15 protein-coding genes are annotated in these 15159 nt (G+C 70.8%); 8 read left to right on the top strand and 7 right to left on the bottom strand.

The window, feature by feature from the left end:
* Positions 1-920: 920 nt before the first annotated feature.
* Positions 921-2564: an NlpC/P60 family protein gene (locus ACSHV8_RS40110; RefSeq protein WP_436524734.1), complete on the bottom strand. Its 1644-nt coding sequence runs from the start codon at positions 2562-2564 to the stop codon at positions 921-923.
* Between the two features lie 229 nt (positions 2565-2793).
* On the opposite strand from ACSHV8_RS40110, the gene mqnE reads away from it, so the two are divergent.
* Genes mqnE through ACSHV8_RS40080 form a run of 6 tightly spaced genes read left to right on the top strand, consistent with a single transcriptional unit; the run spans position 2794 to position 7644 of the window.
* Positions 2794-3963 (top strand): aminofutalosine synthase MqnE, encoded by a 1170-nt coding sequence (gene mqnE, locus ACSHV8_RS40105; RefSeq protein WP_436524732.1) that lies wholly within the window; start codon positions 2794-2796, stop codon positions 3961-3963.
* A 9-nt stretch (positions 3964-3972) separates the two neighbouring features.
* On the top strand, positions 3973-4398 hold the full coding sequence (locus tag ACSHV8_RS40100) for a hypothetical protein (RefSeq protein WP_436524730.1): 426 nt from the start codon (positions 3973-3975) through the stop codon (positions 4396-4398).
* A gap of 12 nt (positions 4399-4410) precedes the next feature.
* On the top strand, positions 4411-4857 hold the full coding sequence (locus tag ACSHV8_RS40095) for a DUF4229 domain-containing protein (RefSeq protein WP_436524728.1): 447 nt from the start codon (positions 4411-4413) through the stop codon (positions 4855-4857).
* Between the two features lie 53 nt (positions 4858-4910).
* On the top strand, positions 4911-5843 hold the full coding sequence (locus ACSHV8_RS40090) for an ABC transporter substrate-binding protein (RefSeq protein WP_436524726.1): 933 nt from the start codon (positions 4911-4913) through the stop codon (positions 5841-5843).
* Positions 5840-6877 (top strand): FecCD family ABC transporter permease, encoded by a 1038-nt coding sequence (locus tag ACSHV8_RS40085; RefSeq protein ID WP_436524724.1) that lies wholly within the window; start codon positions 5840-5842, stop codon positions 6875-6877. The genes ACSHV8_RS40090 and ACSHV8_RS40085 overlap by 4 nt, the downstream gene beginning before the upstream one ends.
* Positions 6874-7644 (top strand): ABC transporter ATP-binding protein, encoded by a 771-nt coding sequence (locus ACSHV8_RS40080; protein ID WP_436524722.1) that lies wholly within the window; start codon positions 6874-6876, stop codon positions 7642-7644. The genes ACSHV8_RS40085 and ACSHV8_RS40080 overlap by 4 nt, the downstream gene beginning before the upstream one ends.
* Before the next feature lie 42 nt (positions 7645-7686).
* Here ACSHV8_RS40080 and ACSHV8_RS40075 read toward each other — a convergent pair whose 3' ends face one another.
* The 4 genes from ACSHV8_RS40075 to ACSHV8_RS40060 are packed head-to-tail and all read right to left on the bottom strand — an operon-like array spanning position 7687 to position 9956.
* A complete protein-coding gene (locus tag ACSHV8_RS40075) occupies positions 7687-8448 on the bottom strand; it encodes a VOC family protein (protein ID WP_436524720.1) in 762 nt (253 codons plus the stop codon).
* Positions 8449-8508: 60 nt separating this feature from the next.
* Positions 8509-8994: a hypothetical protein gene (locus ACSHV8_RS40070; protein WP_436524718.1), complete on the bottom strand. Its 486-nt coding sequence runs from the start codon at positions 8992-8994 to the stop codon at positions 8509-8511.
* Between the two features lie 21 nt (positions 8995-9015).
* Complete coding sequence (locus ACSHV8_RS40065; protein ID WP_436524716.1) at positions 9016-9327, bottom strand: winged helix-turn-helix domain-containing protein; 312 nt, start codon at positions 9325-9327, stop codon at positions 9016-9018.
* Positions 9324-9956 carry a transporter gene (locus ACSHV8_RS40060; RefSeq protein WP_436524714.1) on the bottom strand — a complete coding sequence of 211 codons (633 nt, stop codon included), beginning with the start codon at positions 9954-9956 and terminating at the stop codon, positions 9324-9326. Before ACSHV8_RS40060 ends, ACSHV8_RS40065 begins: the two co-directional genes overlap by 4 nt.
* Between ACSHV8_RS40060 and ACSHV8_RS40055 the strand changes: the two genes are divergently transcribed.
* Positions 9950-10543, top strand: a complete 594-nt coding sequence (locus ACSHV8_RS40055) for a GNAT family N-acetyltransferase (RefSeq protein WP_436524712.1) — start codon at positions 9950-9952, stop codon at positions 10541-10543. The genes ACSHV8_RS40060 and ACSHV8_RS40055 overlap by 7 nt on opposite strands.
* A gap of 104 nt (positions 10544-10647) precedes the next feature.
* Positions 10648-12231, top strand: coding sequence for a hypothetical protein (locus ACSHV8_RS40050; protein ID WP_436524710.1), 1584 nt, complete (start codon positions 10648-10650; stop codon positions 12229-12231).
* Here ACSHV8_RS40050 and ACSHV8_RS40045 read toward each other — a convergent pair.
* Entirely contained in the window at positions 12212-13078 is an 867-nt protein-coding gene (locus tag ACSHV8_RS40045; protein WP_436524708.1) for an LLM class flavin-dependent oxidoreductase, read from the bottom strand. The genes ACSHV8_RS40050 and ACSHV8_RS40045 overlap by 20 nt on opposite strands.
* Positions 13078-15090, bottom strand: a complete 2013-nt coding sequence (locus tag ACSHV8_RS40040; protein ID WP_436524706.1) for a HelD family protein — start codon at positions 15088-15090, stop codon at positions 13078-13080. The genes ACSHV8_RS40045 and ACSHV8_RS40040 overlap by 1 nt, the downstream gene beginning before the upstream one ends.
* Between the last annotated feature and the right edge of the window lie 69 nt (positions 15091-15159).

Genomic DNA, 15159 nt, shown 5'->3' with positions numbered 1-15159 from the left:
CGGGGGGAGTGGGGGCCGGCTGGGGCGCCGGAGTGGGGAACGGCCCGGGCTGCGGGCTGGGGATCGGCCCGGGCGGCGGCTTGATCGGGTCCGGGACCGGGGGGTCGGCCGGCTTGGGCTCGCTGGGCTTCGGCGGCGTGGGAACCGGACGCGGCTCATCCGGGCGTGGCTCATCCGGGCGCGGCTCGGGCTCGCCCGGGCTCGGCTCGGTGGGCTTGGGCTCGGTGGGCTTGGGGTCGCCGGGGGTCGGCTCGGCCGGCTCAGGCTCGGCTGGCTTCGGGTCTGAAGGCTTCGGGTCTGAGGGCTCGGCCGGCTTCGGGGTCGGGTCACCCGGCTCCGGCTCGGATACGGCCTTGCCGTACACGGTCGGATGCTCCGAGGTCGACGTCCCATAGACGGTCGAACGCGGCGGCGCCGAGACCGGCGCCGAGCCGAACGCCTTCGCGCTGGCCACCACCGCGGAGGCCGGCGCGGCCGGACCCGGCGTGGCAGCGGCCTTCGGCACGGCCGCCGACCCGGAGGCCGGAGCCGCCGAGCCAGGCGCCGGCGCTGCGGAAACGGGCGGTGCGGGCGAGACCTGAGCCGACGCGGACGCCGTCACCGGGCGCGGCGCGGACGCGGCCCACAGCGCCCCCGGGCCGGGCGGCGGTGGCGGCGCATACCCCTCGGCGTCGCCCGCGGACGGCCGGCCGGGCGGCGGCGTCGAGCTATCGCCGTCCCTGGTCGCCTGCTGCTCGTCCATGGGGCCTCCCGACCGCCGCTGCCGACGGGTTTAGGACGTCGGTCGCTGACCTTAACCGTGCCACATCCGTCGGTGTGAACGCACCCGGCATAGACCCGACCAGCCCTCCGACAGAAAGGTCGAGGGGCTGGTGAGAGATTCGGATGGTTTCCGTATGCCTTAGTACCCGATTTCCGGACTACTTGTCTGTCGCACCGGAGGAGGACGACGAAGCCACCGCCGACGACGTATCGGCCGACTTGCTCGACGTGGCCGATTCGGTGGAGGCCGCCGACGACGTGGTGGAGGTTTCCTCCGCCGGGGTCGTGGTCTTGGTCTCCTCCGGGGCGGGCGTGGTCGTCGTCGGGTCCGGGTCGGGCGTCTTGCTCGGCGTGGACGAGGACGGCGTGTCGGACGGGCTGCTCGTGGACGGTTCCGGGTCCGGCGAGCCGGAGCTCGAACCGCCGCCGGGCTTGGTCGTGGTCGCCGACGGCTTCGGCGTGGTCGACTTCGTGCCGGTTGGCTTGGGCGTGCTGGTCTTGGCCGGCGTCGTCGGCGTGGTCGGGGTGGTCGGCTCGACCTCCGAGTCGGGCGTGCCGAGCGGGATGTTGTCGGTGCCGCCCTCGACCGAGCCGAAGACCCGGGTGGCGCCGAAGAGCGTGCTCCAGCGGACCGGGACGAGCCGCACGTTCAGACCGGTGCGCGGGGCCTCGATCATCATGCCGTCACCCGCGTACATGGCGACGTGGTGAATGCCGGTCCAGCTGTTGGTGTAGCTCCAGAACAGCAGGTCGCCGGGGAGCAGCGAGTACCGGTCGACCGCCTTGTTGCGGGTCTGCCAGTACTGATCGCGGGAGACGCGGACCAGCGGGAAGCCGACCGAGTGGTACGCCGCGTACATCAGGCCGGAGCAGTCGTACTCGTCCGGGCCCTCCTCGGACCACACGTACGGGTCGCCGCGCTGGGCCAGGGCGAACTGCAACGCCTGGACGGCGCGCGGGTCGGCGCCCCGCCCGGCCGACGGGCCGGCCAGGTACTGCGAGCCCAGGGCCAGGTCGTTCGCGCTGGCCGCGGCCTCGGCGGCGTCCAGTTCGGCCTTGTGGGCGGCCTCGTACTTGTCCTGCGCGGTCTGCTTCTGGGTGAGCTTGACGTTCTGCGTGTCGTACTTCTTGGTGAGGTCGTCGAATTTGTCGGTGGCGACGGTCTGCTCGTCGAGCGCGAGCTGGGCGGCGACCTGCGCCGACTCCAGGCGGTCGATCGAGGAGGCGTCGACCGGCTTCTCGCCGCGCTGGATGCGGGCCAGCTGGTCGAGCCCGAGCAGGCCGGAGTCGAGCGCGCCGGGCGGCACCGCGGCCGCGTCCTGCAGCCCCTGGCTGGCGGCGCTCAACGCGTCGGCCTGGGCGCCCTGCAGGTTGGTCTGCGCGTCGGTGACCTTCTGCTGCGCGGTGGTGACCTGGGTCTGTGCGAGATCGCGGTCGGATTTCAGGGTGACCAGCTGGTCGCCGAGCTGGTCGACCTCGACGCGGCCCTTCTCGATCTTCTGCAGGACCGGGCTGGTGGCCGAGCCGGGGATGCTGCTGACCGTGGTCGTGGTGACCGGGGTTCCGGGCAGCACGAGGGAGCCGACCTGGGTCGGGCGTGAGCCGGAGTCCGGCACGCCCGCGGCGAGCGGCTGGCCGTCATACGGCGCGGCCATCGCCGGGACCGGCGCGAAGAGCGCTGCCAGTGCCGCGGCGACTGCCGCCGAGATGGTGACGGGTAGCAGTCGCGCGTACACGGAGCGTGATGTAGCTGTTCCGTAACGCAGTGCCTTGGACATGAGCTCCCCGTCCGCGACGATCATCGGACCATCGCTAGTCGTTCCTAAAGGTTCATACCGCAGCGGCGCACCGCTGTCGATCGAAAGAAGGTGAAAGGAGCCTGAGAATTTCTCGACTTCCTGGTGTCGAAGTCCGTATTGCCTGGTCAGAGAGGTTCCGTCCGAGTGGGTTGGGACACCGGGCGGCCCGGTGCCGTGCTCGGCGTCATACCCGGCACGTAGGCTCGACGGCGAGAACGGGAAAGGGGCGCACATGGATGCCGGACTGAAGCGAGACCTCGAGGCGAAGGTCTACGCCGGTGAGCGGCTCAGCCGCGAGGACGGCATCGCGCTCTACGACAGCGATGATCTTGCCTGGCTCGGCCGGCTGGCCCACCACAAGCGCACCGAGCTGAACGGTGACCGGGTGATGTTCAACGTCAACCGCCACCTGAACCTGACCAACGTCTGCTCGGCCAGCTGCGCCTACTGCTCCTTCCAGCGCAAGCCGGGGGAGAAGGATGCGTACACGATGCGCATCGACGAGGCGGTCAGCAAGGCCAAGGAGATGGAGGACGAGCAGCTCACCGAGCTGCACATCGTGAACGGCCTGCACCCCTCGCTGCCCTGGCGTTATTACCCCAAGGTGCTGCGCGAGCTGAAGGCCGCACTGCCCAACGTCAAGCTCAAGTGCTTCACCGCCACCGAGGTGCAGTGGTTCGAGAAGATCAGCGGCCTGAGCGCCAGCGAGATCCTCGACGAGCTGATGGATGCCGGGCTGGAGTCGCTGACCGGCGGCGGCGCCGAGATCTTCGACTGGGAGGTCCGCCAGCACATCGTCGACCACAACTGCCACTGGGAGGACTGGTCGCGCATCCACCGGCTGGCCCACGAGAAGGGCATGAAGACGCCGGCCACGATGCTCTACGGGCACATCGAGGAGCCGCGGCACCGGGTCGACCACGTGATGCGCCTGCGCGAGCTGCAGGACGAGACCAACGGCTTCGCCGTCTTCATCCCGCTGCGCTATCAGCACGACTTCCACGACTCGGCCGACGGCAAGATCCGTAACCGGATCCAGGAGCGCACGACGATGGCCGCGCCGGCCGAGTCGCTGAAGACGTTCGCGGTCTCCCGGCTGATGTTCGACAACGTGCCGCACCTGAAGAACTTCTGGGTCATGCACGGCTTGTCGGTGGCGCAGCTGTCGCTCAACTTCGGCGCCGACGACCTGGACGGCTCGGTCGTGGAATACAAGATCACGCACGATGCCGACGCCTACGGCACGCCCAGCACCATGCACCGCGACGATCTGCTCGACATCATCCGGGACGCCGGTTTCCAGCCGGTCGAGCGCAACACGCGCTACGAGGTCGTCCGGGAGTATGAGAAGCCGGTCAGCCTGGCCGAGCGGCGCAGCGAGCCGCAGAAGGTCTGGGCCTAGGGTGTTCTGATGACCCAGCAGCGGAGCACGGGCGGCCTTCGGCGGAACTCCGGTCCGGTGGCGACGGTCGGCGACCTGCTCGGCGCGGCCTTCGCCGGCCTGGTCGTCGGGATCGCGGTGGTCCTCGTCCTGGAGGGCATCCTGGCGCTGTCCGGGGTGGCCGGCTTCGGGCAGACCAACGGCTGGCTGATCGTGATCCTGCCGGTGTGGCTCTTCGTCGAGCAGTTCCGGGCCGAGGGTTTCGGGGCGGACAGGGTGATGGCGGCCGTGCTCGGCATCGGCTTCGGGGCGGCCGCGGGCATGACGATCGCCGGCTTGGTCGCGCCGTACACTCCTCCCCTGGTGAGCGGCGGCGCCGGCGCGGTGACCGCCACGGTCGTCTACTGCTTCGTCTGGTTCTACGGCCTCCGCTGGCTCCGTCAGCGGTCCGGCTGAGGGAGAGAGATCATGAGTCCCGCCATCAAGTACACGCTGGGCCGCATCGGGCTGTTCCTGCTCGTGTTCGCGGTGCTCTTCCCGACACCGTTGAATATCCTGGTCAAGGCGATGATTGCGTTCGTCGCGTCGGCCGCCTTCGCGTTCATCCTGCTCCGCAAGTGGCGGGACCAGATGGCCGAGCACCTCGGCGACATGGCCTCGCGCCGCTCGGCGGAGAAGGCCCGGCTGCGGTCCGCGCTGGCCGGCGACGACGTGGCCGCCGAGGCGGGCGACCGGGTCGCGGCCGCCGACGCCGAGCGCGCCACCAAGCCCGCTCCCGAGAGCATCAAGGCCGACAGTGCCACGACCGAGAGTGTCGCGACCGACGACAGCGAGGCCGGGAGCGCCGCGGCCGCGGGTGCCGCCGACACCGACGAGGCGCTGAAGGCCGAGAACAAGAGCGACGCCGGCAAGTGATCCATTCACTGCCGGTCGGCGCGGCACCACACCCGACCGGCAGAAGGACCTCGATGAGACGCGCGTTGATCGCCGCCGCGACGGCGGCCGCCCTGCTGCTCAGCGGCTGCGGCAAAACCCAAGACCAAGATCAAGATCCGGCTTCCCGTACGGCGGTGAGCAGCGCTCCCGCCGGATTCCCGGTCACGGTCGGCGCGCTGACCCTGGCCGCGCGACCGGAAAAGATCGTCTCGCTGAGCCCGACCGCCACCGAGATGCTCTTCGCGATCGGAGCCGGCTCGCAGGTGACCGCGGCCGACGACCAGTCGAACTATCCGGCCGACGCCCCCAAGACCGACCTGTCGGGGTTCAAGCCGAACGCCGAGGCCATCGCGGCCAAGGATCCCGATCTCGTGGTGCTCTCCGGCGACGCCGACCAGATCGTCGCTCAGCTGGGCAAACTCAAGATCCCGACGTTTGTCTCCCCGGCCGCCGGGACGCTCGACGACACGTACCGGGAAATCGGGGAACTTGGCTCGCTGACCGGTCACGCATCGGAAGCCGGGCAGGTCACCGACCAGATGAAGACTCAGATCGCGCAGATCGTGAAGGCGGTCCCGGCGCGGAGCAAGCCACTCAGTTACTACTACGAGCTCGGGCCGGAGCTGTACTCGGCGACCTCGAAGACGTTCATCGGCGGCGTGTTCGACCTGTTCGGGATGACCAACGTGGCCGACGCCGCGGACGCCGACGGCAGCAAGGGCGGTTACCCGCAGCTCTCGGCCGAGGCGCTGGTCAAGGCCAACCCGGACACCGTCTTCCTGGCCGACACCAAGTGCTGCCGGCAGTCGGCCGCGACCGTCGCCGCCCGCTCGGGCTGGTCGTCGATCACCGCGGTGGCGAAATCGCAGGTCTATCCGCTGGACGACGACATCGCGTCGCGCTGGGGTCCCCGTACAGTCGATCTTGTGAAGTCCGTGGCCGACGCGGTGAGCAAGGTCTCATGAGGCCGGCCGGGCTGCGCCCGGCCTGGTTGGCCGCCGGCGTCGTGGCCGTGCTGGTCGCGGTCGTCGCCGGCCTGGCCTTCGGCTCGGTGTCGCTGCCGCCCGGCGGTGTCGCGATCGAGCTTCTCGACCTGATCCCCGGCGTACGGATCCACAGCGGCCTCACCGAACGCGAGGTCGCCATCCTGACCGAGCTGCGGCTGCCCCGGGTCGTGCTCGGCCTGCTCGTCGGCGCGATGCTGGCGCTGGCCGGCGCCGCCTACCAGGGTGCTTTCCGCAATCCGCTGGCCGACCCGCACCTGCTCGGTGTTGCCGCCGGGGCCGGGCTCGGGGTGACCGCGGTGACCGTGCTGCGGCCGGCTGGCGAAACGGGGCTGCCCATCGGGGTGCCCGCCGCCGCGTTCGCCGGCGCGCTGATCGCGGTCGCGCTCACCTGGGTGCTCGGCGCCGCCGGTGGCCGGGATCGATCACCGGCCGCCCTGATCCTGGCCGGCGTCGCGGTCTCCGCTTTCCTGGCCGCGATGCAGACCTACCTGCTGCAACGGCACGTCGAGTCGCTGCGCGAGGTGTACTCCTGGCTGCTCGGCCGCCTCGGCACCGCCGGCTGGCACGACGTGCTGGTCGTGCTGCCGTACACCGTGCTGACCGCCGCGATCATGCTCACCCAGCGCCGTGAGCTGGACGTTCTCACCGTCGGCGACGAGGAGGCGACCAGCCTCGGCCTGCACCCGCAGCGCAGCCGGTACCTGCTGATCGTGGCCGCGTCGCTGGGCACCGCCGCCGCGGTCTCGGTCTCCGGGCTCATCGGATTCGTCGGCATCATCGTCCCGCACACGTTGCGCCTGCTCACCGGGCCGAGCTACCGGTCCCTGCTGCCGCTGTCGCTGCTCTTCGGCGCGGCCTTCCTGACCCTGACCGACCTGCTGGCCCGGGTCGCCGGCGGCGCCGCCGAGATCCCGATCGGCGTGGTCACCGCGTTCCTCGGAGCACCGTTCTTCATCGTGGTGCTGCGCACCACGCGATCGGCGGCGGCATGACGGCGGTCGCGGTCACCGATTTGACGGTACGTCTCGACAACGCCCTGATCGTCGACCGCGTGAACCTGTCGGTCGCCGAGGGTGAGTGGGTCACCGTGATCGGCCCGAACGGGGCCGGCAAGTCCACCGCCCTGCGCGCCGTGGCCGGTCTGCTCCCGTTCGAGGGCTCGGTCCGGCTGCACGGCCGCGCGGTCGACGAACTGCACCGGCGGGACCGGGCCAAGACCATCGCCGTGGTCGTCCAGAACCCGGTCGTCCCGCCCGCGATGACCGTTTTCGACTACGTACTTCTCGGGCGTACGCCGTATATCGCGCCGCTCGGCCGGGAGTCCGCCACCGACCTGGCCGCCGTCGAGGAGGAACTGACCGCCCTCGACCTCGTCCCGTTCGCCGACCGGCGGCTGGACACGCTCTCCGGCGGTGAACGGCAGCGGGTGTTCCTGGCCCGGGCGTTGGCCCAGGGCGCGCGGATCCTGCTGCTCGACGAACCGACCAGCGCCCTCGACATCGGCCACCAGCAGGAAGTCCTCGAACTGGTCGACCACCTCCGAGCCGAGCGGGCCCTGACCGTGCTCGCCACCATGCACGACCTGTCCACCGCCGGCGAGTACGCCGACCGCATGGTCCTGCTGTCCCGCGGCCGGGTCGTGGCCGCCGGCACCCCCACCGAGGTCCTGACCGAGGCCAACCTCGCCGAGCACTACCGCGTCCGGGTCCGCATCATCCCCGGCGACCACGGCCCCTTGGTGGTGGCCGTCCGCTCCTGACCGCCCCCACGGCCGGTCGCGGCTCGCGCGGGGACGGTGGTGTCAGCGAGTGCCGGCGAGGACGGCGAAGGTGGCGCCCTGGGGGTCGGCCAGGACGGCGTACCGGCCGATGGAGATCGTCGTGGGCGGGCTGATCACGCTGCCACCCAGGGCGAACGTGTGCTCGGCGGCCATGTCGCAGTCGCCGACCGCGAAGTAGACCAGCCAGTACGGCAGGGTGTCGTCGGCCCAGGCGTCGCCGATCATCGGCTGGATGCCCGCCACGGGCTGGTTCAGGTTGTCGCAGAGCATGTACGGCAGGCCGCCGACCTGCATCTCCCGGAATGTCCACCCGAAGACCGCGCCGTAGAAGTTCCGTGCTCCGTCGACGTCCCGGGTGTTCAGCTCGCTCCAGGTCAGCGCGCCGGGGACGTTGAAGACCTCGGCGCCGCGCATCATGCCGGCCTCCCAGACGCTGAACGGCGCGCCGGACGGGTCGAGGAACGCCGCCATCCGCCCCTGATCCATCACGTCGAACGGCGCCACGAGCACCTTCCCGGCCGACGCACCGACCCGGGCGGCGATCGTGTCGGCGTCGTCGGTCGCGATGTACGTGCTCCAGGCGGTCGGCTGACCCTCCCCGAACAGTGGGCCGGCGCCGGCCACCGGCAGACCGTTCAGGAGAAACGTCGTATACCCACCGAAGTCGTCGCCGGAGACCTCGGCGGTCCAGCCGAACAGACTGGTGTAGAACCGGATCGAGTCGTCGAGATCGGGCGTGGCCAGATCCACCCAGTTGGGGACTCCGGGCGATGGAGCGGTCATAACCGCATGGTCGCATCCGGACACGAGCCTCCGGGCGGAACTGTCATTCATCCGGCTCGCTCAGGGGCGCGGCGCGGGCACGTGCTCCCAGACCTCGGAGCCCTGGTCGTTGATGAACACGGGTGCGCTGAGCGTGGCGTCACCGACCGGCTGGGCGCGAACGGCCAGGCCGAGCCCGGGCAGCATGGGTGAGCCGTCGATGTCGTACATCAAATCGAGGTGTTGAATGTCGATCTGATCCCACATCCACTGCTCGACGACCGAGTGCTCCTGGCCGGTCAGCGGCGTCCCGCCGACCGACACCCGGGGGCCCCGAGCCGCGTCGATCGCGATGATCCTTAGCGGCCCGTCGGCGTAGTCACCGCGGTAGTAAACGGTGACGCCGGCGTCGTGGAACGCGGCGCCGGCGTGCCACACGCCGGCGTCGAAGAGCTCCGGCTCGGAGCCGCCGAGCGCCGCGACCACCTCGTCATGGGTCGTCCCGAACTTCAGCGGCCCCACACTGATCAACGGTGTGGCTTCCCAGGTCTCACGTTCCTCCGGCATGCCCAACATGATCCCTGTTGATCAGCTTTCCGTTGCCGGATCGAGCAGAGAACGCAGGGCGATCACGTAGTCGTCGAAGGCGAGCCGGCCGCGACGGGTCAACCGGACCAGGGTGGCGGGGGTGCGGCCGCGGTGCGTCTTCTGCACCTCGACATAGCCGGCATCCTCAAGTTTGCGCAGGTGAACGGAGAGATTGCCGGGGGTCATCCGGAGGATCTCCTGGAGGCGGGGAAAGGCGATGCTGTCCGCCTCGCGCAGCTGGGAGAGGGCCGAGACGACCCGGAGGCGGGCCTGGGCGTGGATGACCGGGTCCAGATCGGGCAGCTCACTCATCCGCGGCGCATCCCGCCGATCAGGCCGGCCGCCAGGAGGCCACCGCCACCGGCCACCGCGACGATGAGCGAATGCCAGCCCGGACCGGCCAGCACCCCGGCCGCGTTGACGACACTGATCCAGCCGCCCAGGTAGAACGTCGTGCGGTCGTTCCAGACCGCGCCGCCGGCCATGAACAGCGTGCCGATCAGCGCGACCAGGCCGCCACCCCAGAGCAGGCCCTGGCGGAACTCCGGGACCACGTCGGTGAACTGGCTGAACACGATGGCCAGGCCACCGAACCCGGCCGACCAGGAGAAGCCGAACATGCGACCCCGGTCGGTGGTGGGGCCGCTGACCGATCGGCTCGGGCGGGCGCTCTTGATGCCGGTGATCGCCCCCGCGGCCATCAGCAGCACGGTCAGGGTGGCCGGTGGCAGCCAGCTGGGGAGGTCGACCAGGACTCGTTCGTCCGGGCCCCAGCGCAGGAAGAACAGTCCGAAACCGATCAGCCAGGCGAGGCCCCAGGGCCAATACATCCACCGGGCGTCGGGGGTGAGCTCGCGCTCCAGGTTGGCGCGCTCGCGGTCGATCAGTCGCAGGGCCTCGGCCGGGTCGTCGAGTGTCGATTCGTCATCAGTCGATGTCATGGCTCGACTTTACAACACAAAGTCAAAGAACTTTGTGCCATAAAGTTGATGGTCGTGATGCCTCCCGCTGTCATGAAGCCGGCGCGGGTGGCCGCCCGGCAGGGGCAGCGCCTTGGGATAAGCGGTCGAGGTGGGGCCGGGGCCGCTCTAGGGTGACGATCGTGGGAGAGCTGATCTTGCGGGCGGCGGGACCGTCGGAAGTGGACGCGTTGCTGGCGTTCTGGCAGAGCGCGGCCGAGAACGACGGCCGCCCGACGGACACCCCGGCGGCGGTGGAAGCGCTGGTCACCAGGGATCCGGAGGCGCTGATCGTCGCGGTCGCCGACGGCGAGATCGTCGGGACGATCATTGCCGGCTGGGACGGATGGCGCTGCCACCTCTATCGGCTCGCGGTCTCACCGGCCCATCGCCGACAGGGGATCGGCGGCCGCCTGATTTCCGCCGCCGAGGAACGTTTCCGCAGGCTGGGTGGTACCCGCGCGGACGCCATGGTGCTCGACGCGAACGAGCGGGCCCACGGCATCTGGTCGGCGCACGGCTACCGTCGGCAGGGCGAGTGGTCCCGCTGGGTGAAACCGTTGACCTGACGACCACCAAAGCGGTCCTAGCACCGCCCCGTCCACAGAGTGAGATCCAGCCGCAACCGAACAAGGCTTCCCGCCGGGGCGTGGAACGGCGAAGATGCTCGATCGTGGATGACCTCCTGGTGGCGCTGGCCGGTAATCCCGCTCTGCCGCCCGCGCTCGTCGACCGCCTGATCGGGCTGGCCGACGAGGAACTGGCGCGCGCACTCGCCTATCGCTGCGACCTGAGCGGCACCCAGATCCGGGCGCTGGCCGCTCGTGACGGCGGGGCCGCGGTGGTGCTGGCCCGTGACGGCCGCCTTTCCGCGGACGACCTCGATGCGATCACCGAGCCGGCGGGCGCCGAGGAGAGGGCAGCGGGGCCGGGGCGCCTGGGTGCGGTCGAAACGACGTACATCCAATTGGCTCTTCTTGATGAAGGTCGTGGCCGGCAAGCCTGGGCCAGGCGGCTGGTCGCCGACCCCAGCGCCGAGATCCGGCAGAAGTTGGCGGCCTGCCCGGCCCTGCCGAGGGACGTCTCGGAGGCGCTCGCGGCCGACCCGGACCCGGAGGTCGCGGCCGAACTGGCCGCCTTCACCACCGACCGTGAGCTGCTGGAACGCCTGGCCGCGCACCGGCACGCCGAGGTCCGGGTGATGGTCGCGGCCAATCCGGCCACGCCGTCGGATCTGCTGGCCGCGCTGCTGCGCAACGACCCTCCGCCGGAGGTTTGCCGGGTGTGCGAGCAGGAGCCGGTCCCGTTCACGCACGAGCCGGACTGTGCGCGCCCGGATTGTTCGCTGCTGCCCGGCGACGCGTGTGACGGCAGCCACCAATCCGCTATCCACAGCCTGCGGTGTCAGGCTGTGGATAACTTTGCGACGCCGATGTCTTCGCTGGTCAGGCTGGCCGAGGAGCGGTCCATGATTCTGCGGTGGACACTCGCGTCGCGGCCCGATCTGCCGGCCGAGGTGGCCGAGCGGCTGGCCGAAGACCCGGTTCCGGGAGTGCGGCAGTACCTGGCGGCGAATCCGGGGCTACCGCCTGAGCTGATCCGGCGGATGGCTGACGACCAGGTCAACGAGGTGCGCTGGCAGCTGGCCCACAATTCGGGCCTGCCGCTGGACACCTTGGAGAAGCTGGCCGCGACAACCCGGATCGGGCCGACCGCGCTGCCGCGGGTCGAGGCAGCGACCGGGGAAGAGGTTCACCGGCTCGCGGCCAGTGCCGTCCCGGAGGTCCGCATGCTACTGGCCACCCGCCGTGACCTGCCCGCCGACGTGCGGGACGCGCTGGCCGCCGACCCGGACGCGAAGGTGGTCGCGGCGGTGGCCGGACATCCCGGTCTGAGTGCGGAAACGCTGGCCGGGATGGTGGCGGTTCACGGCGTACGCGTGAAAAGCAATGTCGCGGCGAACCCGGACGCGCCCAGCGGCCTGCTCCTGGCCCTGGCTCGCGAGGATCCGCGGGTGCCGAAGGCCCTGCGGGAGATCGCCCGGCACCCGAACGCCGACGCCGAGGCGCTGGAGTTGTGCCTGGCCACGTCCGGGGAGCGGGCCCGCCCGATCGCGGCCGCCCACCCGGCGCTGCCGGCCGAACGGGTCGCCGGACTGCTCGCCGACCCGGACCCGCAGGTGGCCGAGTCGGCGGCCGGCAACCCGTCCCTGCCGGTGACCGAGATGAACCGGCTGATCAGCGACCGAGGGCGGTGAGAGCGGCCTTGAGCTGCGGAATCGGGTCGGGCCCGAGCGGCCGCAACACGATCGTCCCGGCACCCGCCCCGGCCAGTGACTCCACCTTGGACGGCACCTCGCCGAGCGGCCCGATCAGTGAGAACAGCTCGGACGCGGGCACGCCGAGCCAGCTCGCCTGACCCTCGACCATCGCCCCGGTGACCTTCTCGGCGTCGGCCGGATCGTCGTTGACGTGCAGGTACGTGAACACGATCAGCTCGTGCGAGTCGGTCGCCCCACCGCGCCGGATGTGCGTGAGCGCGTCCGTCAGCTGCGCGGGCCCGTTGCCCTCGGCGATGATCGTGCCGTCCGCGACCCGGCCGGAAAGCTCCAGCGAGCGCGGCTTGACCACGCCGGTGACGATCGGCGGCACGACGACCGGTGGGTGCACGAGCCGCACACCGTCGATGTGCACCTCACGCCCGTCCAGGGTGACCGTCTCCCCGCGGAGCAGCCCCTGCACCGCGACGATGGTCTCCTCGAGCATGGCCAGGGGCGACTTCGGTTTGACGCCGAGCTGCTCCATCCACGCCCCCACGCCGTGCCCGAGCCCGGCGACCAGGCGGCCCGGGTGGACCCGGGCCAGCATGGCCAGCTCCATCGCGAGCAGCGCGGGGCTGCGCAGCGGGACCGGCGCGATCCCGATGCCGACCCGGATGCGGGACGTGGCGGCGAGGGCCAGCGCGGCCGTACTGACCGAACCGGCCCAGCCGAGATCCTCGACCACCCACAGGTCGTCGGCGCCGGCCTCCTCGGCCGCGGCGGCGAAGGCGGGCAGCTCTTCGGGAGGCAGGTCACGGTCGAACATCACACCGATGCGAGGCATCAGTCGATGTTAAGCGGTTCAGGCAGCGCTTTCGCGTGCAGCACGGAAAGGCGGGTGACCGCGCGGGTCAGGACCACGTAGAGCCGGTTCAGCCCGCGGGGCTCGGCGGCCACGATGTCGGCCGGCTCGTGGACGATGACATGGTCGTACTCCAAGCCTTTGACCAGCGTGGCCGGGACCACCATGACGCGCGCCTCGGCCTCGAGGTCGTCGGGCGTCGCGTGCTCGACGCCGGCCGCCGTGAGGTGACCACGCAGCCGGTCCACCGCCGCGTCGGCCGCGATGATCGCGATCGAGCCCTCGTGCTCCAGTGCCGCGGTGACCTCGGCCAGCGTGCGGGCGTCCAGATCGTCTGGGTCGGCGACCGGGATGACCGCGAGGTCGCCGTCGCGGCGCAGCGACACCGCCTCCGGCACGTTGACGCCGAGCGCCGGCAGGAGCCGGTTGGCCAGCATCACCACGGCCTCGGGGACCCGGAAACCGACGGTCAGCGGCACCACCGGAGCGTCCGGTTTACCCAGGTGGATCAGGATGTCCCGCCAGTCCGTGGTGGCCCACGGCGCGGTGCCCTGCGCGAGATCGCCGAGCAGCGTGATCGACCCGTGCTCGCTGCGCCGGGCGATCGCGCGGGCCGCCATGGGCGACAGGTCCTGCGCCTCGTCGACGACCACGTGACCGAAACTGTTCTCCCGTTCGAGCAGGCCGGCGGCCTCGTCGAGCAGCAGCAGATCCCCGGTCGTCCACTTGGCCGACTTGGCCGTCTTGGGCGGCTTGGCCCAGCGGATCGCCGCCCGCTCGTCCTCCGTCAGCAACTCGTCCGCCGGGTCGGTCAGCAGCTCAGCAACCAGGGACTCCGGGGTGACAGCGGGCCAGCAGGCCTCCAGGAAGCCGGTCACCGGGGCGATCCTGCTCATCTTGCGGAGCCAGGTCTCGCCCGGCGAGTTGCCGGTCCGGTACTCCGACTGGCGCTGCAACAGGCCGACCACCCGGGCCCGGACACGCTCGCGGCCGACCGAATACGGCAAGTCCTCGCGCCGGGCCTCGTCGACGATCCGGCGCAGCGGCTCGACGTCGATCCGCCACCGGTAGGAGCCGTCCGACACCATGATCGGCTCGGTCGGCTTGGCGATCCGGGACCACAGGGCCCGCTTCAGGATCTCAGCCATCCGCACGTCGTTCTTGACCAGCGCGGCTTCCGCCGAGTCGGCCGCCCGGACCGGCGCCCGCTTCACGAGCTCGTCGAGAGTGGACTGCTGCACCTCGACCTCGCCCAGCGTCGGCAGAACGGCCGAGATGTACGACAGGAACGCCGTGTTCGGCCCCACGATCAACACCCCGGACCGCCGCAGCCGCTCCCGATGCAGGTAGAGCAGGAACGCCGCCCGGTGCAGCCCGACCGCGGTCTTCCCGGTGCCGGGCGCGCCCTGCACACAGATCGACTCGCCCAGGTCGGCCCGGACCAGCTCGTCCTGCTCCGGCTGGATGGTGGCGACGATGTCCCGCATCGGCCCGACGCGCGGCCGCTCGATCTCCGCAGTCAGGATCCGGCTGCTGGTACCCAGCTCCTCGCCCCGATCCAGGTGCTCGTCCTCGAAGCTGGTCAGCTCGCCCTTGACGAACCCGAACCGCCGCCGCGTCGCCACGCCCTGCGGATCACGCACGCTCGCGCGATAGAACGAGCGGGACAGCGGCGCGCGCCAGTCCAGCACCATCGGCTCACCGGCGTCGTCGGTGACGTGCCGGCGCCCGACGTGATAGGCGATCTCCTCGATGTCGAGGCGCCCGAAAAACAGCGGAGTGTCGGGATCGTCGGCGAGCTCCTTGACCCGGCGGGCCATGTGCCGCCCGAGCTGTTCCGCGGTGTAGGAATCGCCGGCGACCATCGAGCCGGTCGAGAAGAGCTCCTCGGCGCGGCCGCGCATCCGCTTCAGCGCGGCCCGCGACTCGGTGAGGTGGGAACGTTCGGCAGAGAGCTCGGAGTCCAGGTCTTTGTGCAGGTCAGATGCGGGCACGGAACATCCTTGGCAGGCTGATCTCGGCTGCGCTCGCGTTTCCGGACGCCGTTTCGGCCGCCGTCCGGC

The sequence above is a fragment of the Actinoplanes sp. HUAS TT8 genome, assembly GCF_051380535.1.
GTDB lineage: Bacteria > Actinomycetota > Actinomycetes > Mycobacteriales > Micromonosporaceae > Actinoplanes.
This window is presented reverse-complemented; position numbering and strand designations above follow the sequence as displayed.